Origin of the sequence: Tsukamurella sp. 1534, assembly GCF_000312385.1 — a bacterium.
GTDB lineage: Bacteria > Actinomycetota > Actinomycetes > Mycobacteriales > Mycobacteriaceae > Tsukamurella.
Genome location: NZ_HE997626.1, coordinates 1,508,740 through 1,532,328 on the forward strand (window position 1 = coordinate 1,508,740; position 23,589 = coordinate 1,532,328).

The 23,589-nt window shown below is 71.2% G+C and carries 21 protein-coding genes, 1 tRNA gene, 1 other RNA gene and 2 pseudogenes; 14 read left to right on the forward strand and 11 right to left on the reverse strand.

The features are described from left to right. Positions 1 to 17: 17 nt before the first annotated feature. Positions 18 to 431: a hypothetical protein gene (locus BN39_RS23445; RefSeq protein WP_159103232.1), complete on the reverse strand. Its 414-nt coding sequence runs from the start codon at positions 429 to 431 to the stop codon at positions 18 to 20. A 232-nt stretch (positions 432 to 663) separates the two neighbouring features. On the opposite strand from BN39_RS23445, the pseudogene BN39_RS07360 reads away from it, so the two are divergent. From BN39_RS07360 to BN39_RS07365, 3 genes and pseudogenes are all read left to right on the forward strand, one after another. Continuing rightward, positions 664 to 2,865, forward strand: a pseudogene (locus tag BN39_RS07360) (MMPL family transporter); the annotation flags it as partial. Positions 2,866 to 3,489: 624 nt separating this feature from the next. Continuing rightward, positions 3,490 to 4,797 (forward strand): tRNA guanosine(34) transglycosylase Tgt, encoded by a 1,308-nt coding sequence (gene tgt / locus BN39_RS22720; RefSeq protein ID WP_081586057.1) that lies wholly within the window; start codon positions 3,490 to 3,492, stop codon positions 4,795 to 4,797. Positions 4,798 to 4,883: 86 nt separating this feature from the next. Beyond that, a complete protein-coding gene (locus BN39_RS07365; RefSeq protein ID WP_019201734.1) occupies positions 4,884 to 5,855 on the forward strand; it encodes a GlxA family transcriptional regulator in 972 nt (323 codons plus the stop codon). 188 nt (positions 5,856 to 6,043) lie between these two features. Here BN39_RS07365 and gluQRS read toward each other — a convergent pair whose 3' ends face one another. Further along, positions 6,044 to 6,895, reverse strand: coding sequence for a tRNA glutamyl-Q(34) synthetase GluQRS (gene gluQRS, locus BN39_RS07370; protein ID WP_040765996.1), 852 nt, complete (start codon positions 6,893 to 6,895; stop codon positions 6,044 to 6,046). Between the two features lie 23 nt (positions 6,896 to 6,918). Next, positions 6,919 to 7,872 (reverse strand): YafY family protein, encoded by a 954-nt coding sequence (locus BN39_RS07375; RefSeq protein ID WP_019201736.1) that lies wholly within the window; start codon positions 7,870 to 7,872, stop codon positions 6,919 to 6,921. Positions 7,873 to 7,933: 61 nt separating this feature from the next. On the opposite strand from BN39_RS07375, the gene BN39_RS07380 reads away from it, so the two are divergent. From BN39_RS07380 to BN39_RS07405, 6 genes are read left to right on the forward strand one after another with little or no spacing between them, the layout of a single operon-like run. Then, positions 7,934 to 8,467 (forward strand): DinB family protein, encoded by a 534-nt coding sequence (locus BN39_RS07380; protein WP_019201737.1) that lies wholly within the window; start codon positions 7,934 to 7,936, stop codon positions 8,465 to 8,467. Positions 8,468 to 8,524: 57 nt separating this feature from the next. Further along, complete coding sequence (locus tag BN39_RS07385) at positions 8,525 to 9,553, forward strand: ATP-dependent DNA ligase (RefSeq protein ID WP_019201738.1); 1,029 nt, start codon at positions 8,525 to 8,527, stop codon at positions 9,551 to 9,553. Continuing rightward, positions 9,554 to 10,645, forward strand: a complete 1,092-nt coding sequence (locus BN39_RS07390; RefSeq protein WP_019201739.1) for a DNA polymerase domain-containing protein — start codon at positions 9,554 to 9,556, stop codon at positions 10,643 to 10,645. 32 nt (positions 10,646 to 10,677) lie between these two features. Further along, on the forward strand, positions 10,678 to 12,201 hold the full coding sequence (locus BN39_RS07395) for an esterase-like activity of phytase family protein (RefSeq protein ID WP_019201740.1): 1,524 nt from the start codon (positions 10,678 to 10,680) through the stop codon (positions 12,199 to 12,201). 47 nt (positions 12,202 to 12,248) lie between these two features. Beyond that, positions 12,249 to 12,587, forward strand: a complete 339-nt coding sequence (locus BN39_RS07400; protein ID WP_019201741.1) for a helix-turn-helix transcriptional regulator — start codon at positions 12,249 to 12,251, stop codon at positions 12,585 to 12,587. Then, on the forward strand, positions 12,584 to 13,225 hold the full coding sequence (locus tag BN39_RS07405) for an SRPBCC family protein (protein WP_019201742.1): 642 nt from the start codon (positions 12,584 to 12,586) through the stop codon (positions 13,223 to 13,225). The genes BN39_RS07400 and BN39_RS07405 overlap by 4 nt, the downstream gene beginning before the upstream one ends. A gap of 18 nt (positions 13,226 to 13,243) precedes the next feature. On the opposite strand, the gene BN39_RS07410 is transcribed toward BN39_RS07405, so the two are convergent. Both BN39_RS07410 and BN39_RS07415 read right to left on the reverse strand, forming a co-directional pair. Then, positions 13,244 to 14,848 (reverse strand): PE-PPE domain-containing protein, encoded by a 1,605-nt coding sequence (locus BN39_RS07410; RefSeq protein ID WP_019201743.1) that lies wholly within the window; start codon positions 14,846 to 14,848, stop codon positions 13,244 to 13,246. 120 nt (positions 14,849 to 14,968) lie between these two features. Next, positions 14,969 to 15,883 carry a LysR family transcriptional regulator gene (locus tag BN39_RS07415; RefSeq protein ID WP_019201744.1) on the reverse strand — a complete coding sequence of 305 codons (915 nt, stop codon included), beginning with the start codon at positions 15,881 to 15,883 and terminating at the stop codon, positions 14,969 to 14,971. Positions 15,884 to 15,976: 93 nt separating this feature from the next. On the opposite strand from BN39_RS07415, the gene BN39_RS07420 reads away from it, so the two are divergent. Both BN39_RS07420 and BN39_RS07425 read left to right on the forward strand, forming a co-directional pair. Next, positions 15,977 to 16,825 (forward strand): sulfite exporter TauE/SafE family protein, encoded by an 849-nt coding sequence (locus BN39_RS07420; protein WP_019201745.1) that lies wholly within the window; start codon positions 15,977 to 15,979, stop codon positions 16,823 to 16,825. Positions 16,826 to 16,917: 92 nt separating this feature from the next. Beyond that, positions 16,918 to 17,403 (forward strand): hypothetical protein, encoded by a 486-nt coding sequence (locus BN39_RS07425; RefSeq protein ID WP_019201746.1) that lies wholly within the window; start codon positions 16,918 to 16,920, stop codon positions 17,401 to 17,403. Positions 17,404 to 17,437: 34 nt separating this feature from the next. On the opposite strand, the gene BN39_RS07430 is transcribed toward BN39_RS07425, so the two are convergent. The 3 genes from BN39_RS07430 to BN39_RS07440 form a co-directional block, all read right to left on the reverse strand. Beyond that, the gene (locus BN39_RS07430; RefSeq protein WP_019201747.1) at positions 17,438 to 18,277 is read right to left on the reverse strand and encodes an alpha/beta fold hydrolase; all 840 of its coding nucleotides are present in this window, start codon (positions 18,275 to 18,277) and stop codon (positions 17,438 to 17,440) included. A gap of 134 nt (positions 18,278 to 18,411) precedes the next feature. After that, positions 18,412 to 19,557 (reverse strand): MAB_1171c family putative transporter, encoded by a 1,146-nt coding sequence (locus tag BN39_RS07435; protein ID WP_019201748.1) that lies wholly within the window; start codon positions 19,555 to 19,557, stop codon positions 18,412 to 18,414. A 6-nt stretch (positions 19,558 to 19,563) separates the two neighbouring features. Continuing rightward, positions 19,564 to 20,034: a hypothetical protein gene (locus tag BN39_RS07440; RefSeq protein ID WP_019201749.1), complete on the reverse strand. Its 471-nt coding sequence runs from the start codon at positions 20,032 to 20,034 to the stop codon at positions 19,564 to 19,566. A 163-nt stretch (positions 20,035 to 20,197) separates the two neighbouring features. Between BN39_RS07440 and BN39_RS07445 the strand changes: the two genes are divergently transcribed. After that, entirely contained in the window at positions 20,198 to 20,623 is a 426-nt protein-coding gene (locus tag BN39_RS07445; RefSeq protein WP_019201750.1) for a PaaI family thioesterase, read from the forward strand. 11 nt (positions 20,624 to 20,634) lie between these two features. On the opposite strand, the gene BN39_RS07450 is transcribed toward BN39_RS07445, so the two are convergent. The 3 genes from BN39_RS07450 to BN39_RS07460 all read right to left on the reverse strand — a co-directional run bounded on the left by BN39_RS07450 (position 20,635) and on the right by BN39_RS07460 (position 22,107). Continuing rightward, on the reverse strand, positions 20,635 to 21,084 hold the full coding sequence (locus tag BN39_RS07450) for a hypothetical protein (protein ID WP_148281434.1): 450 nt from the start codon (positions 21,082 to 21,084) through the stop codon (positions 20,635 to 20,637). Between the two features lie 545 nt (positions 21,085 to 21,629). Next, positions 21,630 to 21,923, reverse strand: a complete 294-nt coding sequence (locus BN39_RS07455) for a DUF1330 domain-containing protein (protein ID WP_019201752.1) — start codon at positions 21,921 to 21,923, stop codon at positions 21,630 to 21,632. 95 nt (positions 21,924 to 22,018) lie between these two features. Continuing rightward, positions 22,019 to 22,107, reverse strand: a tRNA-Ser gene (locus tag BN39_RS07460). A 61-nt stretch (positions 22,108 to 22,168) separates the two neighbouring features. Between BN39_RS07460 and ffs the strand changes: the two genes are divergently transcribed. Together ffs and BN39_RS07465 are read left to right on the forward strand one after the other, a co-directional pair. Continuing rightward, positions 22,169 to 22,263, forward strand: an RNA gene (ffs, locus tag BN39_RS22725) — signal recognition particle sRNA small type. Positions 22,264 to 22,298: 35 nt separating this feature from the next. Beyond that, a pseudogene (locus tag BN39_RS07465) lies at positions 22,299 to 23,574 on the forward strand (aminotransferase class I/II-fold pyridoxal phosphate-dependent enzyme). The last annotated feature ends 15 nt before the right edge of the window (positions 23,575 to 23,589 follow it).

A 23,589-nucleotide genomic window follows, 5' to 3' on the forward strand; every position in this document is an offset into this window, starting at 1 on the left:
GCGGGTGAGGCGGGCGCTCAGTGCGAGCTGAAGAAGCCGATCGACTTCGGCGCGCTGTCGCACCGCGCCAGCATGCCCGGGGTGTCGGTGAAGTGGCAGTTCCAGCCCTCGACGGTGGCGGGCTTCGCCGACGCGATCATCGGGCCGAAGGCGTTCGCCACCTTCATGGCCTCACCGCAGTCGACCTTCGCGCTGCCCACGACGTGGACGTACAGCGCACCGTCGGGTCCGCGGGTCTGGCCGCACATCTGCCCGCGGGTGACCTCCTGTGCCGCGGAGGACTCGGCGGCCGTCGCGGTGGAGGTGGCGGCGCCGGATTCGGCGCCGGAGGAGGATTCGGAACCGCCGCCGCAGCCGGCGAGGAGGAGCCCCCCGAGAGCGGCTACTGCGACGGTTGTGACTGGTGTTGTTAGCCTGCGCGCGTTGCTCATGCACCCCACCCTACCGGCGTACCGGTGATTGACGTCACAAAACTGCCGGTCAGCGGGTTACTTGCACTCTGAATCGATCGGTACACTGGCGGGCAGACCGCAGCGCGGCAGCCCGTGCGCCTTCCGACGAACCGGAGTTCCTCCCATGGCACTGCTTCTGTACCGGTTGGGCAAGTTCGCCTACCTGAACCGCTTCAAGGTCATCGCCGTCTGGCTGCTGGTGTTCATCGGCATGGGCTTCGGCGCCTTCGCACTCAGCAAGGCCACCGTCGACAACTTCAACCTGCCCGGCCTGCCCTCCGAGAAGGCGACGAACATCGTCTCCGAGGGCTTCGGCGGCGAAGGCGGCGAGGACCCGTTCACCAGCGCGTCGGCGACGCTCGTCTTCCACGCCACGCAGGGCAAGCTGACCGATCCCGACAACGCCAAGGGCATCGACAAGACGATCGCCGACCTCAAGGCGATGAAGGACGGGGACAAGGAACTCGTCAAGGATCCGCAGCTGCTGATCAACCCCACCGCCCAGCTGGACCAGAACACGCTCTCGGCCGAGCAGCGCCAGAAGCTGGAGGCGATGGCGGCGCAGCAGAAGGACATCGAGTCCACCAAGTCGCCTGAGCAGAAGAAATCCGACGCGGACGCGACGGCGAAGGTCAGCCCCGACGGGAAGACCGCGCAGCTCAAGGTCGAGTTCGTGGGCAAGGTGACGGACCTGCCGAAGGACACCGCCGAGAAGATCAAGGACGCCCGGGAGGCCGGCCAGGACGCCTCCGGCGGCTCGCTCCAGGTGGAGGCCGACGGTTCCGCCGCCAAGGGCATGGAAGACATGGGCATGACCAGCGAGCTGATCGGCATGCTGGTGGCCGCGGTGGTCCTCATCATCACCTTCGCGTCGCTCGTCGCCTGGGGCCTGCCCCTGCTCAACGCGATCATCGCGGTGCCGGTCGCGCTGTGCGGCGTCATGATCGCGACCCACTTCATCGAGCTGGGCACCTTCCCCACGGTGCTGACCTCGATGATCGGCCTCGCCGTGACCATCGACTACGCGCTGTTCATCGTCTCGCGGTACCGGCACGAGTTGCGGAGGCTCAGCGCCTCGTCTCGGGAGGAGCGCGCCGAGGCCGCGGGCATCGCCGTGGGCACCGCGGGCACGGCCGTCATCTTCGCCGGCCTGACGGTGATCATCGCGCTCGCCGCGCTCGCGTTCATCGGCATGGACTTCCTCGGCCAGATGGGTGTCGCCGCCGCGTGGGGCGTGCTCGTGGCCGTGATCGTCGCGATCACGCTGCTGCCCGCCCTGCTGGGCCTGTTCGGCGGCAAGGTGTTCGCCGGCCGGGTCAAGGGCCTGCACCCGCAGGACACCGACCAGGGCGAGGGCCGCACCGCCAACGGCCTGCGCTGGGCCAACGTGGTCAAGAAGGTCCCGGTGGTCACGCTCGTCGCGGGTATCGCCGTCCTCGGCATCCTCGCGATCCCGATGAAGGACATGCAGACCGCGCTGCCGGGCTCCGGCATGAGCGAGAAGTCGACGTCGGAGCGCAAGGCGTACGACCTCATCGCCGACGGCTGGGGCGCGGGCGCCAACGGGCCGCTCATGGTGGCGATCGACGGTTCGAAGGTGCTGCCGGAGCAGCGGCTGCGGACCTACGGCAACATCGTCGAGAGGCTCAACCAGGATCCGGTGTTCAAACCCCTCGTCGCGAACGCGCAGATCGCCGCGCTCGCCCCGGACAACCGCGCCGCCCAGGTGATCGTCACGTCCAAGACGGGGCCCAACGAGCAGGGCACCAAGGACCTGGTCGAGAAGCTCCGCGCGCTTCCCAACGGGCCCAACGGCACCGAGGCGCGGCTCAACACGGACCTCGGCGTGGCCGGCGCCACGGCGATCGAGATGGACATCTCGGAGAAGCTGAACAAGGAGGCGCTGCCGAAGTACCTGGCGATCGTCGTGGGACTGGCGTTCCTGTTGCTGCTCATCGCCTTCCGGTCGATCCTCGTGCCGCTCACCGCGGCGCTGGGGTTCCTGCTGTCGGTGGTCGCCACGTTCGGCGTGACCTCCGCGATCTTCACCGACGGCGCGCTCGGGCTCATCGACAACACCCAGCCGCTGGTCTCGTTCCTGCCGATCTTCATGATCGGCATCGTGTTCGGCCTCGCGATGGATTACCAGGTGTTCCTGGTGTCCCGCATGCGCGAGGAGTTCGTGCACACGGGGGACGCGAAGCAGTCGGTGGTCACCGGCGTCCGGTACGGCGCCCGCGTGGTGACCGCCGCGGCGATCATCATGATCTCCGTGTTCGCCTCGTTCATCCTCAACGAGCAGGTGTTCATCAAGGAGATCGGCTTCGGCCTCGCCATGGCCGTGCTGTTCGACGCCTTCGTGGTGCGGATGGTGATCATCCCGTCGATCATGATGCTGCTGGGCAAGCACGCCTGGTGGCTGCCCAAGTGGCTCGACAGGATCCTGCCGAACGCCGACATCGAGGGCGAGAAGCTGGTCGCGCGGCTCGCCGAGCGCGACCCGAAGACCACCGCGATCCTCGCGGATTCCGTCACCGAGAACTTCGGCGTCCCCGCGGCGGCGACCGCACCGATTCCGGCCGGCGCGGGCGCGGCGGCCGCCGGTGCGGCCGCGACCGCGGCGATCGCCGGCAGCACCGAGGAGCGGCACGACACGGCCGAGGTCGGGCTCGCCCGACCCGCGGGCCGCAACGGTGCCCCGGTCAACGGGGTCAACGGCGCGGACCGTCCGGGGGAGGCGCCGACGGTGCCCGTCCCCGCCGCGAACGCCGATGCGGCGAAGGGCGATGCGGGGCAGCCCGCGCGGGACGCGGTTCCCGCGGATGAGGCGGCGGAGGCCGCCGCGGAGCCGTCGGCACCCGACACGGCCGAGTACCCGGTCGCGCGGCCCGGCGCCCCGACGTCCGCGCAGGCCACGACGGGCCCGATCCGCGAGCGCAGCCGCCCCGGCACCACGCGTGACGAGATCGCGCAGCTGCGGGAGCAGAACCGGGCGATCGCGGCCGAGCTCAGCGCGCTGCGCTCGGACTACCGGTCGATGGCCAGCCGCACCCGCCTGCAGAGCGAGCACGTCAGCGATCCCACGCGATTCGACGTGGAGGCCCGCCTCGAGGGCCCGGGCGACCCGCTGGGCCGCGCCGGGCGCCTGCTCACCCCGCACGGCGAGATCCTCACGCCGGCCTTCATCCCGGTGGGCACCAAGGCCACGGTGAAGACGGTGATGCCGGACGCCGTGGCGGACCTGGGCGCGCAGGCTGTGCTGGCGAACGCCTACCACCTGTACCTGCAGCCGGGCCCGGAGATCGTGGAGCAGGCCGGCGGCCTCGCGAAGTTCATGAACTGGGAGGGCCCCACCTTCACCGATTCCGGTGGCTTCCAGGTGATGTCGCTGGGATCCGGGTTCAAGAAGGTCATCGACATGACCGGCGGCTCTGGCGAGGAGCCGCTGGGCGACGACGCGATCGCCGAGGGCAAGGACCGGCTGTCGCGGGTGGACGACGACGGGGTGACCTTCCTCAGCCACCTCGACGGCACGGAGCACCGGTTCACCCCGGAGCGCTCGATGCAGATCCAGCACCAGCTGGGTGCCGACATCATCTTCGCGTTCGACGAGCTGACCACGCTGCACAACAGCCGCGACTACCAGGTGACGTCGCTGGAGCGCACGCGGCTGTGGGCGCGGCGCTGCCTGTCCGAGCACAACTGGCTCACGGCGCAGCGGCACGACGCCGCGTCGCTGTGGGGCGTGGTGCAGGGCGCGCAGTACGAGGACCTGCGCCGCAAGGCGGCCCGGGACCTGCGGGCGCTGAGCGAGGAGGACCAGCTGTCCGGCGGCCTCGGCTTCGGCGGCTACGGCATCGGCGGTGCGCTGGAGAAGGCGAACCTGTCGACGATCGTGCGCTGGGTCAACCAGGAGCTGGAGGAGGACAAGCCCAAGCACCTGCTGGGCATCTCCGAGCCGGACGACATCTTCGCCGCGATCGAGCAGGGCGTGGACACGTTCGACTGCGTCTCCCCGTCGCGGGTGGCGCGCAACGGCGCGATCTACTCGGTGGACGGCCGTTACAACGTGACCAACTCCCGGTTCAAGACGGACTTCCGGCCCCTGGACCCGGAGACGGAGAACTTCACGTCGCAGTACTCGCGGGCGTACATCCATCACCTGTTCAAGGCCAAGGAGGGGCTCGCCGCCACGCTGGCGACGATCCACAACGAGCAGTTCATCGTCTCGCTCGTGGCGCGTATCCGGCAGTCGATGGTCGACGGGACGTACTGGGAGTTCAAGGAGGAGTTCCTGGGGCGCTACTACAAGGGCACCCAGCAGCACCTCGCCAAGTCCGACTAGCGGCAGCGGCAGAACTTCGGCCTCCAGGGAGCCGCGAACGTCGATCACCCTGGTGGCATGAAGTCTCCGCACGGTAAGATACGGCCATGTCGCACGTCGTCGCCCTACCCGTCTGCGACGGGATGACCCTGTTCGAATACGGCATCGTGGTAGAGGCTCTGGGATTCGCCTGGGGCGATCTCACGCTCGATTACGACGTGCGCGCCTGCGGGCCGGCGGGCGGTGTGCACACCGTGGGCGGGGCGGTGCTCCGGCCCGGTTACGGCCTGGACGACATCGACACCGCGGACACCGTGATCGTGACGGCCGTGTCGGACCCGCGCCGCGACTCCAACCCGGAGTGGACGGAGCACCTCCGCGCCGCGGCCGCGAACGGCGCCCGGATGGTCTCCATCTGCAGCGGCGCCTTCGCGCTCGCCGAGGCGGGCCTGCTCGACGGCCGTCGGGCGACCACCCACTGGCGCTACGCGGGCCTGCTGCAACACCGGTTCCCGCGCGTGCGCGTCACGCCGTCGGATCTGTACGTGCGGGACGGCGGCGTCACCACGGGCGCGGGATCCGCGGCGGGACTGGACCTGTGCTTCACGCTGATCCGCGAGGACCACGGGCCGGCGGCGGCCAACGAGATCGCCCGGCGGATGGTGGTGGCGCCGAACCGGGACGGCGATCAGTCGCAGTTCGTCACCATCGACGCGCTCCGTCCCGACGTGGACGCGCGCTTCGCCGACTACCTGCAGGACCTGTCGCACCGCATCGAGTCCGTCGCGGGGATCGATGAGATGGCGGAGCGGGCGGGCGTCTCGCGCCGCACCCTGCACCGGCAGTTCCGCCGGCACACGGGTGCTGCCCCGCTGGAATGGCTCACCCGGCAGCGGGTGTACCGGGCGATGAGCCTTCTCGAGACCACCGAGGAGCCGGTCACGGCGGTGGCGGCGCGCGCCGGGTTCGACGCGGAGGAGACCCTGCGGTACCACTTCAAGCGCCAGACGGGCCTGAGCCCCACCGCGTACCGCGAACGTTTCCGCGTGAACCGCGATATGGCCATATCTTACCGATAGACGGCATCTGGGCCGCTGGGCGACCGGCTCCCCACGCCGTACGTTCGGAGCATGACGAATCAGCAGAGGGAAAAGAGCGGCGCCGCAACGATCTTCGCCTGGATCGGCGAGTTCCTCGCCGGTGTCGCGGCGGCGAACACGGTGCGCCACGGGGGCCGCGTGCCGCCCGGTCACCGGGCGCGCGCGGATCAGAGGGGCAGGGTCCAGGGCTCCGTGGGGAGCGCCGCCGGATCGAAACCGTCGAGCATCTCGGCGGGCGTGGAGCCGCGCAGCCCCAGGCTGCCCGCGAGCTCCGGCAGCACGACGGACGGGCCGCCGCGCTCGGCGAGGGTGACCGCGCCGTCGCGCTTGGCCAGCCGGACGCCGTTGGGCCCCAGCACCATCGGCACGTGCGCGTACCGCGGCGGCGCCGCGCCCAGGAGCGATGCGAGGTACGCCTGCCGCGGTGCGGATGAGAGGAGGTCGTCGCCGCGGACCACCTGATCCACGCCCTGCGCCGCGTCGTCCACCACCACGGCCAGGTTGTAGGCGTAGGTCCCGTCGCCGCGGCGAAGCACGACATCGTCCACGGCGCCGGTGTATTCGCCGTGCAGCTCGTCGGCCACGGTGTACGAGCGGACCGTCGAGCGCAGCCGGAGGGCGGCCGGCCGGTCGCGGCGGCGCGCCTCCCGTTCGGCCTCGGTGAGGTCCCGGCACGTGCCCGGGTAGGCCCCCTCGGGCGCGTGCGGGGCGGACGGCGCGGACAGGATCTCCCTTCGGGTGCAGTAGCACTCGTACACGTCCAGCCGGGACAACGCGTCGGCGTACAGTCCGGCGCGGCCGGACTGCCGCACGACGGGGCCGTCCCAGTCGAGGCCGATCGCGGCGAGGTCCGTCAGCTGCCGCGCCTCGGCGCCGTCCTGCACCCGGTCCAGGTCCTCGACGCGCAGCAGGAACTCCCGCCCCGTCGACCGCGCGAACAGCCAGGCGAGCAGCGCGGTGCGCAGGTTGCCCACGTGGAGGTCGCCCGACGGGCTCGGCGCGTATCGTCCCGCTGTCACCGCTCCAGCCTACGAAAGCCCGGTCAGGGACCGGTGACCCGCGCGAGGTTCTGCGCCCACCCGCGGACGTGCTCCGCGAGCTCGGGCGGCTGCACGACGGTCACGTCGGCGCCCAGCACGGCGATCGCCATCGCCGGCCAGTCCAGGGTGTCCGCCTGCATCCGCACGACGGTCCGCTCCCCGTCCTCTTCGATCCGCGCCCACCGACCGATGGCGGCCCGCACGCGGTCGATCGGCGCGGACACCACGAACTCGATGGTGAAGCCGGGGGTGCGCTGGCCCACGGCGGCGCGCACGTAGGCGGCCGCGTCCTCGGCCGGGAGCTCGCGGGGCCGGAACCGGTCGCCCGTGCGCCGGGGCGCGGTGATCCGGTCCAGCCGGAAACTCCGCCAGTCGTGCCGGTGCAGGTCGTACGCCACCAGGTACCAGCGCCGGCCCAGCGACACCAGCCGCAGCGGTTCGGCGAGCCGCTCGGTCACCGCCCCGTCGGCGGCGGTGTAGCCGAACTCGATCCGCTCCTCCGCGCGGCAGGCCTCGGCGAGCGCAGTGAGGATGCGGGAGTCGACGGCCGGCCCGCCCGCCAGTGCGGCGGGCTGCGTGACGGCGCCCAGTGCTTCCACCCGCTTGCGCAGCTTCGGCGGCATCACGGCCGCGACCTTCCCCAGTGCGCGCACCGAGGTCTCGGCGATACCGGCCACGCCGCCCTGCGCCGCGGCCTGCAGGCCCACCGCGATCGCGACGGCCTCCTCGTCGTCCAGCACGAGCGGGGGGAGCGCGGCGCCCGCGGCCAGCTGGTAGCCGCCGTCCACGCCGCGCGACGCCGTCACCGGGTAGCCCAGGTCGCGCAGCCGCTCCACGTCGCGCCGCAGGGTGCGGACGGACACCTCGAGCCGGTCCGCCAGTTCCGCCCCCGGCCAGTACCGGTGCGTCTGCAGGAGCGAGAGCAGGCGCAGTGTTCGTGAGCTCGTGTTCGCCATGTTTCCAGGATGATTTCTATTGAGGACAGAAACTGACACTAATGCTCCATAGTCTTATCCCATGACCGAAACACAGCAGCAAGTCAGTGGAGAACGCGCCGACATCCTCAGCCTCCTCGCGGAGCGCCGGCACTTCCTCCGATTCACCGCGCAGAACCTCACGGACGAGCAGGCCACCACCCGCAGTACCGCCAGCGAGCTCACCGTGGGCGGCCTGATCAAGCACGTGACCGACGTCGAGAAGAGCTGGCAGGACTTCGCGCTGGGCAAGGCGCACCCCGTCGAGGCCATGGATTTCGACAACCTCACCCCGGAGCAGATCGCGGCGTTCCAGAACGGGTTCCGGTTCGTCGACGGCGAGACCCTGGAGTCCGTCCTCGCCGAGCACGAGAAGACCGCGGCCGCCACCGACGAGCTGGTCCGCACCCTGGACCTCGACACCGCGTACGAGCTGCCGGAGGCACCCTGGCAGCCGCCGGGCGTGTTCTGGACGGTGCGCCGCGTGTTCCTGCACATCGCCGGCGAGACCGCGCACCACTCCGGCCACGCCGACATCATCCGCGAGACGATCGACGGCCAGAAGAGCATGGGCTGAGGGCGGGCCTTCGCGAGTTCCGGCCCGGTGTCGGCGGTCCCGCCTACGATCGTCGGTGTGGACCTCCCCGTGAACCCGCCGCTGGATCCGATGCTCGCGAAGGCCGCCAAGGCCGTCCCCGCCGAGGGGTACTCGCACGAGCCCAAGTGGGACGGCTTCCGCGCCCTGATCTTCCGCGACGGGGACGAGGTGTTCATCGGCTCGCGCAGCGGTAAGGATCTGGGCCGCTACTTCCCCGAGGTGGTGGCCGCGGCCCGCGCGGAGCTGCCCGCCCGCTGCGTTCTCGACGGCGAGATCGCCGTCGCCGTGCACCGGGAGGGCCGCAAGCGGCTCGACTGGGAGTCGCTCTCCGCGCGGATCCACCCGGCGCAGTCCCGGATCACGAAACTCGCGGAGGAGACCCCCGCGATCTTCATCGGCTTCGACGCGATCGCGATGGCGGACGTGAACCTCATGGACCGCCCGTTCACCACTCGGCGCGAGGTCCTCGAAACCGCCTACGCCGGAACCGGAACCTGCAAGATCAGCCGGGTCACCACCGACGCCGCCGCGGCGCAGGACTGGTTCGAGCGGTTCGAGGGCGCCGGGCTCGACGGGGTGATCTCCAAGCGGATCGACGGGCACTACCTCCCCGGCAAGCGGGAGATGATCAAGGTCAAGCACGCCCGCACCGCCGAGGGCGTGGTGATCGGCTACCGGCCGCACAAGTCGCAGCCGGACGCCGTCGGCTCCATGCTGCTCGGCCTCTACCAGGGCGATCAGTTGTTGCCCATCGGCGGTATCGGCGCGTTCACGGCGGCCAAGCGGGCGGAGTACTTCCACCTGCTGCAGCCGATGCGCACCGCGGATTCGGTCCAGGGCGAGCCCAACCGGTGGGCCACGCCGGAGAAGACGGGGGAGTGGGTGCCCGTGCGGCCCGAACTGGTCGTGGAGTTCGATTACGACCAGATGGAGGGGATGCGCCTGCGGCACACCGCGAAGTTCACCCGCTGGCGCCCGGATCGCACCCCCGAGAGTTGCGGGTACGAGCAGCTCGACACCCCGGTCAACTACGACCTCGACGATGTGCTGCAGGAGGGCAAGTAGATGGCCAAGACCCCGGCGGCCGAGGTCGTCGTTCCCGGTCCCGCCGGTGACCGTGCCGTGCGTGTGTCGAGTCCGGACAGGATCATCTATCCTGCAACCGATCTCACGCCGGATGTCACCAAACTCATGGTGGCGCAGTACTTCGCGACGGTCGGTGAGCCGCTCATGGCCGCGATCGGCGGCCGGCCCACCGCGCTCGAGAGACGGCCCGGCGGTGTGCATCCCGGCGGCCGGCTGGCGCAGGGCCCGATGGACAAGGACGCCGACGGCTTCTACCAGAAGCGCATGATGAAGGGCGCACCGTCGTACGCCGAGACGGTGCGGATCGCGTTCCCGTCCGGCCGCCCCGCGGACGAGCTCTGCCCCAGCGAGCCGGCGATCCCGGTGTGGTGCGCCCAGATGGGCACCATCACCTTCCACCCCTGGCCCGTGCGTCGCGCCGACGTGGACCACCCGGACGAGCTGCGGATCGACCTGGACCCGCAGCCCGGCACGGGATTCGCGGACGCGGTACGCGTGGCCGCCGTCGCGCGCGAGCTGTTCGCCGACCTCGGGATGCGCGCCTACTGCAAGACCTCCGGGAACCGCGGCGTTCACGTGTTCGTGCGGATCGAGCCGCGCTGGGACTTCACCGACGTGCGGCACGCCGCCATCGCGTTCGGCCGGGAGCTGGAGAAGCGCGACGACGGCGTCACGACCGCCTGGTGGAAGGAGGAGAGGGGGGAGCGGATCTTCGTGGACTACAACCAGAACTGCCGCGACCGCACGATCGCCTCCGCGTGGTCCCTGCGCGCCGTGCAGGGCGCCACCGTTTCCACCCCGCTGGAATGGGATGCGCTCGCCGAGCTGAAGGACCCCCACACGCTGAACATCGTCACCGTCCCCGAGCGCCTCGCCGACGGGAACCCGTGGGCGGGCATGGACCGCACGGCGCACGACATCACGCCGCTCCTCGAGAAGTGGGAGGAACACCCCGTCGAGCTGAACTATCCCCCGGACTACCCGAAGATGCCGGGCGAGCCGCCGCGGGTGCAGCCCAGCAAGAAGGTCGCGGAGCACTGGGACGAGCAGGGCAACCGCATTGATTCCTGACGATGTCATGTCGGTCTGGTAAGCACAGGGGCATGCGTTCACGCCGTCACCTCGCAGCCGCTCTCACCGCCGTCCTCGCGGGCGCCGCCACCGTGGGGGCATGTTCGACCGGGGGAGACGAGAAGGCACCGGCGACGCTCGACCTCAAGACCGGCGCGAACGCGCCCGTCACGATCACGGCGGCCCAGCTCGCGGGGCTCGCGGAGGGCGGCGCCGTGGTGGACGTGAAGCCCAACGCCGACGGCACTGTGGCGGCCGCGAAGGGCGGCGCTCTCGTGTTCACGCCGAAAGCGGGCTTCACCGGCGCCACCAAGCTGCAGGCCGTGGTCTCGCCGGCGGTCTCGCTGTTCTCGTCGAACATCCCGCCGCTCGCCACGGTGGGCGGCGCGTCGATCGACGGCAGCGGCTACGGCTCGGCGTGGGTGCCGGTGCCGGGCGCGCCCGGCGAGTTCTACGGGCTCACCGACCGCGGCCCCAACGTCGACGGGCCGGACGGCGCCAAGATCGCCGTCACCCCCGATTTCACGCCGCAGATCGGCCGGTTCAAGCTGGTCGACGGCAGCGCCGAGCTGCAGAGCGTGATCGACCTCAAGGGCCGCAACGGGAGGCCGTTCAACGGCATGACCGACACCGCCGCGCCGACGGGCGAGAAGATCGTCGACATGGACGGCCGGGACATCCCGCCCACCGACCACGGGATCGATTCGGAGGGCCTCGTCGCCCTGCCCGACGGTTCGTTCTGGGTGTCCGACGAGTACGGGCCGTTCCTCGTGCACTTCGACGCCAACGGCCAGGAGCTGGACCGGCTCGCGCCCGGCAAGGGCCTCCCCGAGGTGCTCAAGGAGCGCACGCCCAACCAGGGCATGGAGGGCCTGACCGTGACGCCCGACGGTGCGCGCTTGGTGGGGATCATGCAGTCGGCGCTCAACGTCGGGGGACTGGGCGGCACCGCGAAGGAGGTGCCGGTGACACGGATCGTGTCGGTGGACCTCAAGACCAAGGCCGTGCAGCAGTACGCCTACATGCTGGACGACCCCAAGGACACGAAGAAGGCCGCCTCGGAGATCACGGCGATCTCGAACACCGAGTTCCTCGTGGTCGAGCGCGACGGTAAGCCGGGCCCGGGTGCGAACAAGTCGATCTACCGGATCAGCCTCGACGGCGCCACACCGCTCGGCGAGCAGAACCCCGAGTCGATCGCCGGTGTGAACACCGCCGCCGCAGCGGAATCCGCGCTCAAGTCCAGTGGGATCACCCCCGTGCGCAAGCAGGTGGCCGTCGATCTCTCGGGCCTGCTCGACAAGGTGAACCCGGCGGGCCGCTTCTTCGGGCACGACAAGGTGGAGGGGCTCGCGTCCACCGACGGCGGCAAGACGATCTACGTGGCGAACGACAGCGACTTCGGCCTGGCCGGCGCGAGCGAGCGGCCGCCGTTCCGGCTCAAGCCGAAGATCCTGGCCAACGGCCTGCAGGACAGCCTGGAGGTGCTGAAGATCGACACCGCGCGCCTCAAGGAACCCACGGAGGAGCGCACGATCACGATCACCGTCGGCTGATCGATTCAGTGTTGACTTATATAAGTTGATACTGAAATACATCGGTCGTGCACGCCTTCGAGATCCTCGGTGACCCGGTCCGCCGGAGCCTGATCGAGCTGCTGGCCGACGGGGAGCGCCCCGCCGGCCAGCTGGCCGACGACGTGCGCGCACGCTTCGGCATCAGCCAGCCCGCCGTCTCGCAACACCTCCGGGTCCTCCGCGAGGCGGGCTTCGTCACGGTGCGTCCCGACGGGGCGCGGCGCCTCTACGCGGTGCAGCCGGAGTCGCTGCGCGAGGTGGACGACTGGCTGGTCCCCTTCCGCCGGTTCTGGCAGCCGCGGCTGGCGGCGCTGGACACCGAGATCGCTCGCGGGCGGCGCTCGCGGAGACAGGAGAAGTCATGAACGACGACATCGACGCCGTCGCGGCGGCGCAGCCCGGCGCCGTGACCCGTCGCGCCGAGGTCCGGGACCCCGGCGAGGGCGACGTGTACGTCGCCGCGACGCTGAGCCAGGTGTACCGCACCGACGTCGCCGACCTGTGGCAGGCGGTCACGGATCCGTCGCGGCTCGCCCGCTGGTTCGGCGAGGTCACCGGCGATCTCGCGCTCGGCGGCCGGTTCGACCTCGCCGGCTACACCGCCGGGACGATCCTCGAGTGCGAGCCGCCGCGGCGATACCGGACCACCTGGGAGCACGACGGATCGACGTCCCACGTCGAGGTCGTCGTCGAGCGGGAGGGCGACGGCGCCCGGCTCACGCTGACCCACTCGGGGGAGAATGCGCGGGACTTCTACGAGCAGTTCGGCGTCAGCGCAACGGGTTTGGGATGGGACCTCGGCCTCTTCGGCCTCGCCGCATCCCTGACCGCCGACTGGATCAAGCCCGACGACGAGGACCCCTTCTTCGTGTCCCCGCTGATCCGCACGCTGCTCACCTCGGCCGCGCGGGACTGGGCCGAGGCGTCGATCGCCACGGGCGTCCCGGAGGAACGGGCGCGGGCGCAGAGCGAGCGGTCCGCGCGCTTCTTCACCGAGGGCTGACCGGACCCCCGATCCGCGTCACGCCGCGGCGGGGACCTCCACGGGCTCACTCGAATCCGCGGCGGACTCCGCTGCCGGCGGGGCGTCCGCGGTGGCCGTGGCGGTCGCGTCCCCGGTGGTCGGGGCCGACGTCTTCTCCTCGCTCGCCGTGCCCGACGGCTCCGACGCCTCACTCGTGCCCGCGGGTGCGGTCGTCTCCGGCTCCGAGGTGCCCGACGGTGCGCCCGACGTCCCGGTGGCGGCCGCGCCGGCCGAGCTCGTGCCCGCGGTGCTCGTGCCGGTACTCGTGCCGGTCGATGTGCTCCCCGCGGTGGTCGTCCCGGTGGGCGCGCTGCCCGTCGGCGCGTTCGTGGAGGTGCTGGCCGCCACGGACTCCCGCGCCGACCGGGCCACCGCGAGCGCGGCCGCGGGCGCGGTGGAGGCGGCCTCCGTCGGGGCGCCGCTCGTGGTGGTCGGTGTGGCAGCGGGCTTCGTGGACTCCAGGTACTTCGACGCGTCGCCCGTGCCGGTGACGGCCGCCTGCACGCCCTGCACCGTCGCGCCGATCAGGTTCAGGCCCAGGGTGAACGGATTCAGCACGGGGGCGATGCCGAACGGCGTGGGCCGGCCGTAATCGTCACGGGTGTAGCCGGTCTCGATGAGCACCCGGGCGACCGGGGAGGCGAGGTCGATGAGCGGCCGGATCAGCGGCGTGGTGCCGGTCTGCGCGCCGAGGTCGAGCAGTGGCAGGGCGAGCGGCAGGATCTTCGCCGGCAGCGTCACGTACCGGGTGTCGCCGCTCACCTGGCAGTAGGTGTCGGCGGTGCAGTTCGCGGTGGCCGCCTCAACGGCCGCCCGCATCTCGTCCGGCGTGTAGCCGATCGGTGTCGCCGTCGCGGGGTCGTCGCCCTTGGGCGCCAGGTACTTCCCGTGCACGTACCAGAAGCCGGCGAGCGCGTTGGCTGTGGCGAGCGGGTTCAGCGGGTAGCGCGGGAAGTCCGTGACCCCGTCGTACTGGAAGGCGACGTCGGTCGTGTTCACGGTGGTCGACGTGTTCGTCGGCGTACCGGGCCCGAAGGTCACGTCGAGGATCGGGATGTGCCCGAGGAAGGAGGGGCGGGTGAAGAGGCCGCCGTTCGGGCGGCTCGCGTTGCCGATCAGCACGAACGAGACGGTGTCCGGGACCCCGCCGGGCTGCTCGGAGAGCTGCTTCTTCACGGCGCTGACCACCGTGCCGCCCTGCGAGTAGCCGAAGATGACGATCGGCGAATCCTTGTCGGCGTCCGCGTAGGCGGTGTTCAGGCTCGTGACGCCGCTGGCCACGGAGTCGTCCCACTTCGCGCCCTCGAGACCGCCCCAGCCCTCGAGCGGGATCGGCCAGAACTCGGCGATGTAGGGGACCGGGGTCGCGGTGCAGCCGCCGGCGTCGCACGCGCCGGTCGGCTGGACGTAGTAGCCGATCGAGTTCTCCTGGTACCCGGGCACCAGCGACGGGTTCTTGGTCCCGGTGCCGGGGACGACGAGCACCGTCGTCGCGGCCCAGGCGACCGCCGAGGTGAAGGCGAGGGCGATGGCACCCAGGAGGGCGATCAGTGCGGTGGCCGTGCGGCGCGGGAGGCGGATCTTCGACACGAACTCGGGCATGGTCCGTTCAGCTTTCGGCGAGAAGGAAACGAAATCACCGGTAGCCTTGCACATCATTCACGATCGCACACGGCGTTCGCGGACGAATCGTGAAGAGTTCACCGACTTCTCGCGCGACCGTCACATCCGCGGGCCGTACTCCTCGGCGAGGAAGTGGGCGAACTCCGGCGCGGGCGCGCCCTCCGGCCCGCTCGGGGAGGTGACGACGACGACCGAGCGGGTGGCCGCGGCGTCGGTGAGCCGGACGACGGGGTGCGGGAACGCCGGGTCGCCGGGCGCCGGGCCCGGGACGAGCGCGACGCCGAGGCCCTCCAGCGCCATCGCGCGCGCCATCGTCATGTCCTCGGTCTCCAGCAGCACGCGCGGTTCGAATCCCGCGTGCGCGAACAGCTCGTCGGTCGCGGCACGGGTGCCCAAGCCGGTGCGGGCCAGGATGAAACCGGCGTCTGCCAGTTCCCGGAGGTCCACCTCGCCGCGGGAGGCGAGCGGCGAATCCGGCGGCGGGACCGCCACGAGGGGCTGGCTGAACAGCGGCGTGACCGCGAGCCCGGCGCGGTCCGGCGGCGGCGAGACGAGGGCGGCGTCGACCGCGCCGGATTCCACCGCGTCGAGTAGGTCGTCCGTGGCGCCCTGCTCGAACACGAACCGCACGTCGGGACGGAGCCGCCGGTAGCCGGCCACGACGCGGGGCACGAACGAGGCCCCCAGGGTGCGGATGAAGCCGAGGCGGAGCAGGGGTTCGGGTGTCGCCGCGAGATCGGCCCGCTGCAGGCCGAGCGTGATCCGGTCGAGCGCCTCCCCGCCGTACCGGGCGAGCTCGAGCGCAGCGCCCGTGGGGACCACGCCGCGGCCCTCGGGCCGGAACAGGGGGAGCCGGAGGCGCGCCTCGAGGCGGTGGATCGCGCGGCTCACCGTCGTGGGCGTGACGCCGAGGTCGGCGGCCGCGCCGGCGAAGCTGCCGGTGCGGACGACGGCCGCGAGCTCCGTGAGACCGGGGGCCAGGGCGTAGAGCCGAGCGGTCGTCGACTGCTGCATATTCGCATCATAACCCTGCGTAAGTGGCCATTGTGCTGCGTGACTATCGCGAATGACACTGGAGATGATTCGTACGGCTACAGAGGAGGCGTCATGTCCCAGACCTCGGCACGCGACCGGGTGAGTGGCGGAACGCCCGCCGGCGTGAGCATCCCGGGCACCCGGCGGTCCGCCTCCATCGGCTTCCTCGGCGGCGTTTCCGGCGGTCTGCTGGGCGGCGGGACGGGCGTGGTGACGGTGCCGGCGCTGGACAAGCACTCGACGCTGCCGCGGCACGTCGTCCACGGCACCTCGACGCTCGCGAACGTCTCCGCCGCCCTGGTCGGATCGATCGTGTACGCGCTCCGCGGTGGGCACGTCGACGCGGTGCCCGGGATCGGCCTGATGATCGGCGGCGTCGTGGGCGCGTACGTCGGCGCGCGGTGGGTCTCCAGAGTTCCGGAGGCGGTGCTGCGGTCGTTGTTCGTCTTGGTCCTCGCGCTGTCGTCGGCCAAGTTCCTGCTGCAGGCCGTCGGTGTCCAAGTGGGATCGGCGAACCTGTTCCACGGGACCGCGACGATCGTCTCGGTCGCGACGGTGACCGGTCTCCTGGTCGGTGCCTACTCGGCCGCCATGGGGCTGGGCGGCGGCCTGCTGGTGGTGCCCGTCATGGCCGTCCTGTTCGGTGCGAACCTGCATACCGCCGCCGGCACCTCACTGCTGGTGATGCTGCCCAACGCGATCGTCGCCGCGGTCACCCACGTGCGGCACGGCAGCGCCGACCTCCGCGTCGGCCGGCCGCTGGCAGCCGCTGCACTGCCCGGCTCCCTGGTGGGCGTCAGCCTGGCGCTGGCGCTGCCCGAGCGGGGCCTCGCCGCGGTGCTGGGCGCGTTCATGGCCTTCCTCGCGGTCCGCGAGGTGCTGCGGTGGCGGCGGTCCGGTGCCCCGCGCGGGTCCCGCTGAGCCCGACGGGGCCTCCCCGCGCAGGAAGGAGGAGTGGCATGGATTCGATTAATGATTCGTACGGGAAAGCGACTGGTAGTAGAATTCCTGCCATGTCCGACGGGGGAGCAGAGGGCGCGCAGCTGCTGCTCGCGCAGCGCCTCAACGCGCTGATCGAGCGAGAGGCGCACGCGGGTAGGCCGCGCACCAACAACGCGCTGGCACAGGAACTCCGGGATCGCAATCCCGGCCTGCGGGTGTCCGGCGGATACCTGTCCGCGCTGCGGAACGGCGGCCGGGCGCATCCGTCGATCGAACTGCTGCGCGCCCTGTCCGGGTACTTCGAGGTCCCCGTCGATCACTTCACGGCGCCGAACACGGACGAAGAGGCCGCCCTCGCCGCTGAACTGGTGATGCGCGAGGAGGGGATCCGTGCGCTCGCATTGCGCGCGCACGGGCTCGGCGAGGCCAGCCTGGCGAGCATCGCGGCGATCATCGACAACGCGCGCAGGCTGGAGGGGCTTCCCGCCGCGGGCGAGCCGCCCGGCCCGGCGCCGGCTCGGGGCCACGGCGCCGAACCGGGGGATGCCGCGCCGTAGCGCCGCTCCGCCGGGGATGGCCGCGGCCGTCTCGTCACGCGGCTGCGTGCAGCTCCATCGCATCGAAGTGGCGCAGGATCTCCGGCGCCGCCTCGCGCAGCGAGGCCGAGTGCCCCGCGCCGGTGATCACCGAGAAGTAGGCGGCGGGCATGGTCCCGGCCAGTAGCCAGGAATCGGCCAGCCGATCGGTGTCGTGCTCGCCCGCGATGAACAGGGCGGGCGTGAACACCGCTGCGTAGTCGTCGATCTCGCGTCCGGGATCCAGCTCTTGCGAATCGAAGAACGCCGCGAGTGCGTGGGCGTCGTTGCGGCCGAGTCGGTCCCGGGCGGCGGCGCTGAGCGGTCGCTCGCGAAGCGCGTCCCAGTGATCCATGAACGCCTCCATCGAACCGCCGTCGAGGGCGGCGCGGGCGCCGGGGAAGAAGACGCGGTCGGCCATCGACGGCTGGGGCCGGTGCGAACCGCCCACGCACACCATGGATTCCAGGCGTCCTGGCGCGAGGAACGGGATCCGCAGGGAGGTGCGGGCGCCCAGCGAGAAGCCGACGGTGTGGAAGCGGTCGAAGCCGAGGTCGTCGGCGATCCCGAGTACGTCGCCGGCCATCCGGTCGATGAGGTAGGAGTGCGGATCCCGGGGCTTATCGCTGTCACCGTGACCCAGCATATCGACCTCGACCAGGGGCCGCTCTCCGTGCATCGCGTCGGCGACGCCGATCGATCGCCAGACCGCGCCGGACTGGAAGGTGCCGTGCAGCAGGATGATCGGCGTGCGATCCACGCAGCTCCGGGCCGGGGTGTACCGGTAGGCGACGCGGCGGCCGTCGGGGCGGCGGAAGGTGTCGGTTCGGGTGGGCGCTGCGGACTTCTCGTTCATGGCGAGTACCTCGCGGTCGTCGGGGATGTCCTCGGTCGGACGTCTGCCGACGCTCGGCGTCGTCGGCGACCGTCTGATTCGACCGTAATCTACTGACAGTAGAATTAGGTAGTGATGCGAATCACTTCGGCGGCTTATTCACGCACCGTTAACGCCCGATAGTCGCGGGCCACCGCGCGGAGCCAGGAGATCTGCTGGTCGAAGGGGAGGTCCGGACGGCGGCTGATCCCGCCGAACCCGCACTCGCCCTCCGGGGACGCCGCGGATTCATGTCTCCGTAACGCGCCGTGGATCTCCCGGGCGAAATCGGCGCTCGACTGCTCGTCGCGCCCGTCGGCGCCGGGGAGGTGCGGGGCGAGGTGCAGCAGGCCGTCGTGGATGTCCACCATCATGCGGTACAGCCGGATCTCGGGGTCCGCGCCCGCGAGCCACGGCGGCGCGGCGGCCCCGCGGGCGGCGTTGAGGTCCGCCCAGAGCGGGGTCAGGGTCCGGCAGCTGCGGCGGGCCGTCGTCGCCCGGGTGGCCCCGTCCCACCGGTGCCGTGCCTCGGGATACGCGAATCCCGCTGCGAGCAGCACCGCCCCGGCGATGGCCACGGGCGCCGTGAGGTATTCGAGGACGATGAGCGGGGTGCCGCCGGCGCTGGACATCGCCTTGGCGCCCTGGACGCCGGCGAAGCACAGGTACAACGCCACTCCGCAGGAGATGACCGTCGTGGCACGGCGGATGGTGGGATCGGGGCCGCGGGCGTCGCGGTCGATGTGGAAACGGCAGGCGTCGTACAGCGCGACGAGACCCACCGCCAGCGAGCCCGCGTAGGTGAGCACCAGGGCGGTCCCCGCCGGATGCTCGGCGAGCTCGGCGCTGATCGCCCCGGTGAGCTCGGTGCCGGACGTCGAGGACCACAGGACGGCCATCGCGGTGACGCTGCCGAGTGCCGCGGCGGCGAGCGCCGCCCCGTAGGCGGGGGTGATCGCGCCGCCTCGCCACGTGCGGGCGACCACGATCATCGAGGCGCACCACAGGGGCGACGTGCTGTACGCGACGAGGAGCGACACCGAGTCGGCGAACGCCGCGTTGACCCGCCGCACGATCCACGGCGCGGCGGCGGCGAAGGCGATCGCCTTGAGCGCGAAAGAGAGTGCCACCCACCGCCGCACCCGCGCCGTCCTCCCCGGGGCGAAGCACGTCACCGCGATGAGTGCCGCGGCGATCGCGCAGGTGACCGCCGCGGTGGAGAAGAGCGCGTCGTTCAGCGCGAGGACGATGGGCGGCGTCATGGCGGGTCAGCGCGTCAGGAGGTGCGGTGCGAGCGTCGCGGCGAGGCCCCCGTCGTCCGCGACGGCGCCGCCGGGAGGTGTGCGCCCCCGCTCCGAACGCAGGTGCGCGAACGCCGTCGCGAGGAGTTCCGCCTCCTGCTCGTGGGGCGCGTTCTCGTGGTGCCGGTGCGTCATCGGCCCGACGGTGGCGGGTGCCCCGTCGAGGTGTCCGCACAGAAGGTGGCTCACCTCGTGGAAGATCACGTGCTCGGCGAAGAACGGCGGCAGGCCCGTCGCGTGGACGATGGTGTCCCGGTCCCCGCCGCTGAGTACCGTCCCCGTGATGCCGGTCCCGGTGAGATCCGCTTCGGCGATCTCGATGGTCCGATCGCGGTGCGCGGCAACCACTTCCACGAGTTCGTGCGCCGTGGACCATGTCGTCCCCAACCCGCGGGCCATCACGACGGCGTCGGCGAAGCCGGTCACGGTGCGGCGCATCTCTGCCTCCGGTGCGTCGGTCGGGGCGGGTGCCTCCCGAGGCTAGCGAGGGTTCCACGGCCCCGCACGGCGGCGGCAACCCCGTGTGAGCGAACGCACATTTCGGACATGTCGCCGGGTCGCCGGCGGCGTTCCTGTCAGTGGTCCGTGGTCGACTGCCGGCATGAGCGAGCGCGGCGGACACTTCTGGGACTTCGTGGAGGGGCGGGTACCGGCGCCGCCCGCGGCGGCCACGCTGGGGTTCGACCTGATCGCCGTGGACCCCGACGCCGGGACGATCGAGGTGCGGTTCACGGCGGACGAGTCCATGCTCAACCCCGCGGGAAACGTGCAGGGCGGATTCCTCGCGGCGATGCTCGACGACACTCTCGGGCCCTGCGTCGTGGCGACGCTGCCCGCCGGCGGGTTCGCGCCGACCGTGGACCTGCACGTGCAGTACCTGCGGCCGGCGTCGCCGGGGCGTCTCGTCGGCACCGGCCGCGTGGTTCACCGCACCCGGTCCCTCGCCTTCCTCGCCGGTGAGTTGCGCGATCCGTCCGGCGCCCTCCTTGCCACCGCGACCGCCACCGCCCGCATCCAGCTCCCCTGATCGACGCGTTCTCAGCGCCCACAGGCGCGGTTCACCCGATCGCTAGATGCTTGCGATTCAGTGCGCTTCGGGTTGATCACGCCCGCGGCGTACGACCTCAGCGCATCGATCACTTCGGGCGGAGCTGACGAATGTCTCTGCGTGGCGGATTCGATTGCGTTATAGATCGTCATTCGAATCTGTGGATCGTCGGTTGGCGCGCTTCGCCACGCGCGGATGAGCTCACCGACAAGGTCGAAGAAGGGGCCGTCGCAGAGGGCGGCTTTCGCCTGCTCCGGGGTTTCCGTGGGAGTCGGTGCAACGGAAAGGGTTTCGGGGAGGGAGGTGGAGGCGGACTCCGTCGACGTCGGTGCGGCCTCGGTCGCGGGCGCGGCGGGAGCGCGGGTGAAGGCCACGGCCAGCGCCACGATCGCGACCACGATCGCCACGGCGGCCACGGCCAGCGATACCCGGCTGGACACGGGCGCCGCGCCTCGCGTCGGCGCCGCCTGTGCGGGCGCCCACCCCGGGGCGCCGTACTGCGGGGTCGGCCCCATCGGCATCGGCCCGGCCGCGCCCGGGTGCGGCGGCTGTTGCGCGGGCTGTGGGGGCGTGCCCGATTCTCCCGGTTGCGGCTGGCCGGACGGCTGCTCCGGAGGCTGCGTCATGCGATCCCCTCCCGGTGCTCCGCACTGCCTCGGTGTGCCGCGTCCCGCCGTGGCGATGCCACTGCCTGCCCAACTCCTTCTCCCATGTACCGCATTCTCACCGAATCCACCCGCTCTGTCCCCGTCCCGCGCCGATCCGCCGTGTTCGCCGCGCATGTGACGCCTACCCGCGCACCGGACCAGAGGGACGACTTCTCGTGGGGGCGAAACCGTGCGTGGGGGAGACGGCCGTGCGTGGGGGGAGACGGCCGTGCGTGGGGGAGAAGCCCGGGCGGCGGGCACCGTCGGGCACTGCGGGCGGGCTGTCCGCACCGGACGGAATCCGAGGGCGCCCTCGTCGCGGCAGGCGCCTCAGGCTCTCAGCCGAGGCCCTCGACGATCCGGAAGTCGCGCTCGACGCCGTCGCCCAGCACCGCCAGCGCCTCCTGATAGGCGGCGCTCTCCCGGGCGGCGACGGCCTGCTCGAAGCTGTCGAACTCGATGAGGATCGTCCGCTCGGCGATCCCGGCGTCGTACGCCTCGACGCGGCTCCCGCGGGAGAGCAGCCGCCCGCCCGCGTCCCGGACGGCGGGGCCGGCGAGGGCGTCGTACGCGGCGACCTTCGCCGGATCGTTGATCGTGCGGTAGACGCTGACCCAGTAGCCCTTGGCCACGGTGACTCCTGTCCTCGGGATCGATGTCCGAAGCCTACCCACCCGTCGAACGACAACGGCCCGTGACCAACTGTGCTGGTCACGGGCCGTTGCCGTGGCGGAGGATAGGGGATTTGAACCCCTGAGGGCTATTAACCCAACCCGCGTTCCAGGCGAGCGCCATAGGCCACTAGGCGAATCCTCCGTGGACCATCGTAGACGACGGCCCCCGTCGACCCGAAATCGGCCGAGCACGTATAGTGGTCGATGGACTCCGCGCGGCGTCCATCCTGTGAACTCCCCCAGGGCGGGAACGCAGCAAGGGTCAACGGGCTCTGGCGGGTGCGCGGAGTCCCCTTTATGTCCGGACCCGTTTCCTGCCGGAAGGCGCACCCCATGTCCCCCTATGTCTCCCTGAGTCCGTCCGAGCTCGCCGACGTGCACGCGAAGCTCACGGAGCTGTTCGAGACGCTCAAGGCCAAGGGACTGAAGCTGGACCTCACCCGGGGGAAGCCCGCGCCCGACCAGCTGGACCTGTCCAACGGGCTGCTCGCGCTGCCCGGCGAGGACGACTACCGCGCCGCCGACGGCACAGACACCCGCAATTACGGCGGCCTCGCCGGCCTGCCCGAGCTCCGCGGCATCTTCGCCGAGCTGCTGGGGATCCCCGTCGACAACCTCTACGCGCAGAACAACTCCAGCCTGGAGATCATGCACCGCCTGATCACCATCGCCTGGCTGCACGGCACCGTCGACGGTGAGCGTCCCTGGGGCGACGAGGAGAGGGTGAAGTTCCTCTGCCCCGCGCCCGGCTACGACCGGCACTTCGCGATCACCGAGGAACTGGGCATCGAGATGATCGTGGTGCCGCTCAACCCCGACGGGCCGGACATGGCCGTGGCCAAGGAGCTCGTGGCGAACGACCCGTCGATCAAGGGCATCTGGACCGTCCCGAAGTACTCCAACCCCACCGGGTCGGTGTACTCCGAGGAGGTCACCCGCGAGCTGGCGTCGATGCCCACCGCGGCGACGGACTTCCGCATCTTCTGGGACGACGCGTACGCCGTGCACCCCCTGGTGGGCGACGCACCGTCGGACCACGACATCCTGGGCATGGCCGCCGAGGCCGGCCACCCGAACCGGCCCTACGTGCTGGCCAGCACGTCGAAGATCACCTTCGCCGGCGCGCGTGAGCTTCTTCGGCGCGTCCACCGAGAACCTGGGCTGGTACGGCAAGTACGCGAGCCTCACCTCGATCGGCCCGGACAAGGTGAACCAGCTGCGGCACGCCCGCTTCTTCGGCGACGCCGAGGGCGTGCGCGCCCACATGCGCAAGCACCGCGACCTGATCGCGCCCAAGTTCGCGCGCGTCCTGGAGATCCTCGAGGAGCGCCTCGGCGGCGCGAAGGTGGCGTCGTGGAGCGAACCCGCCGGCGGCTACTTCATCAGCCTCGACGTGCTCGACGGGACGGCCAAGCGCACCGTCGAACTCGCCAAGGAGGCGGGCATCGCCCTCACCGCCGCCGGCGCCACCTTCCCGAACAAGGTGGACCCGCACGACCGGAACATCCGCCTCGCGCCCACGTTCCCCAGCATCGACGAGCTGGAGACGGCTATGGACGGTGTTGCGACCTGTGTACTCTTGGCTTCTGCTGAAAAACTGATGCAGTAGGTCCGAACAGGAGGA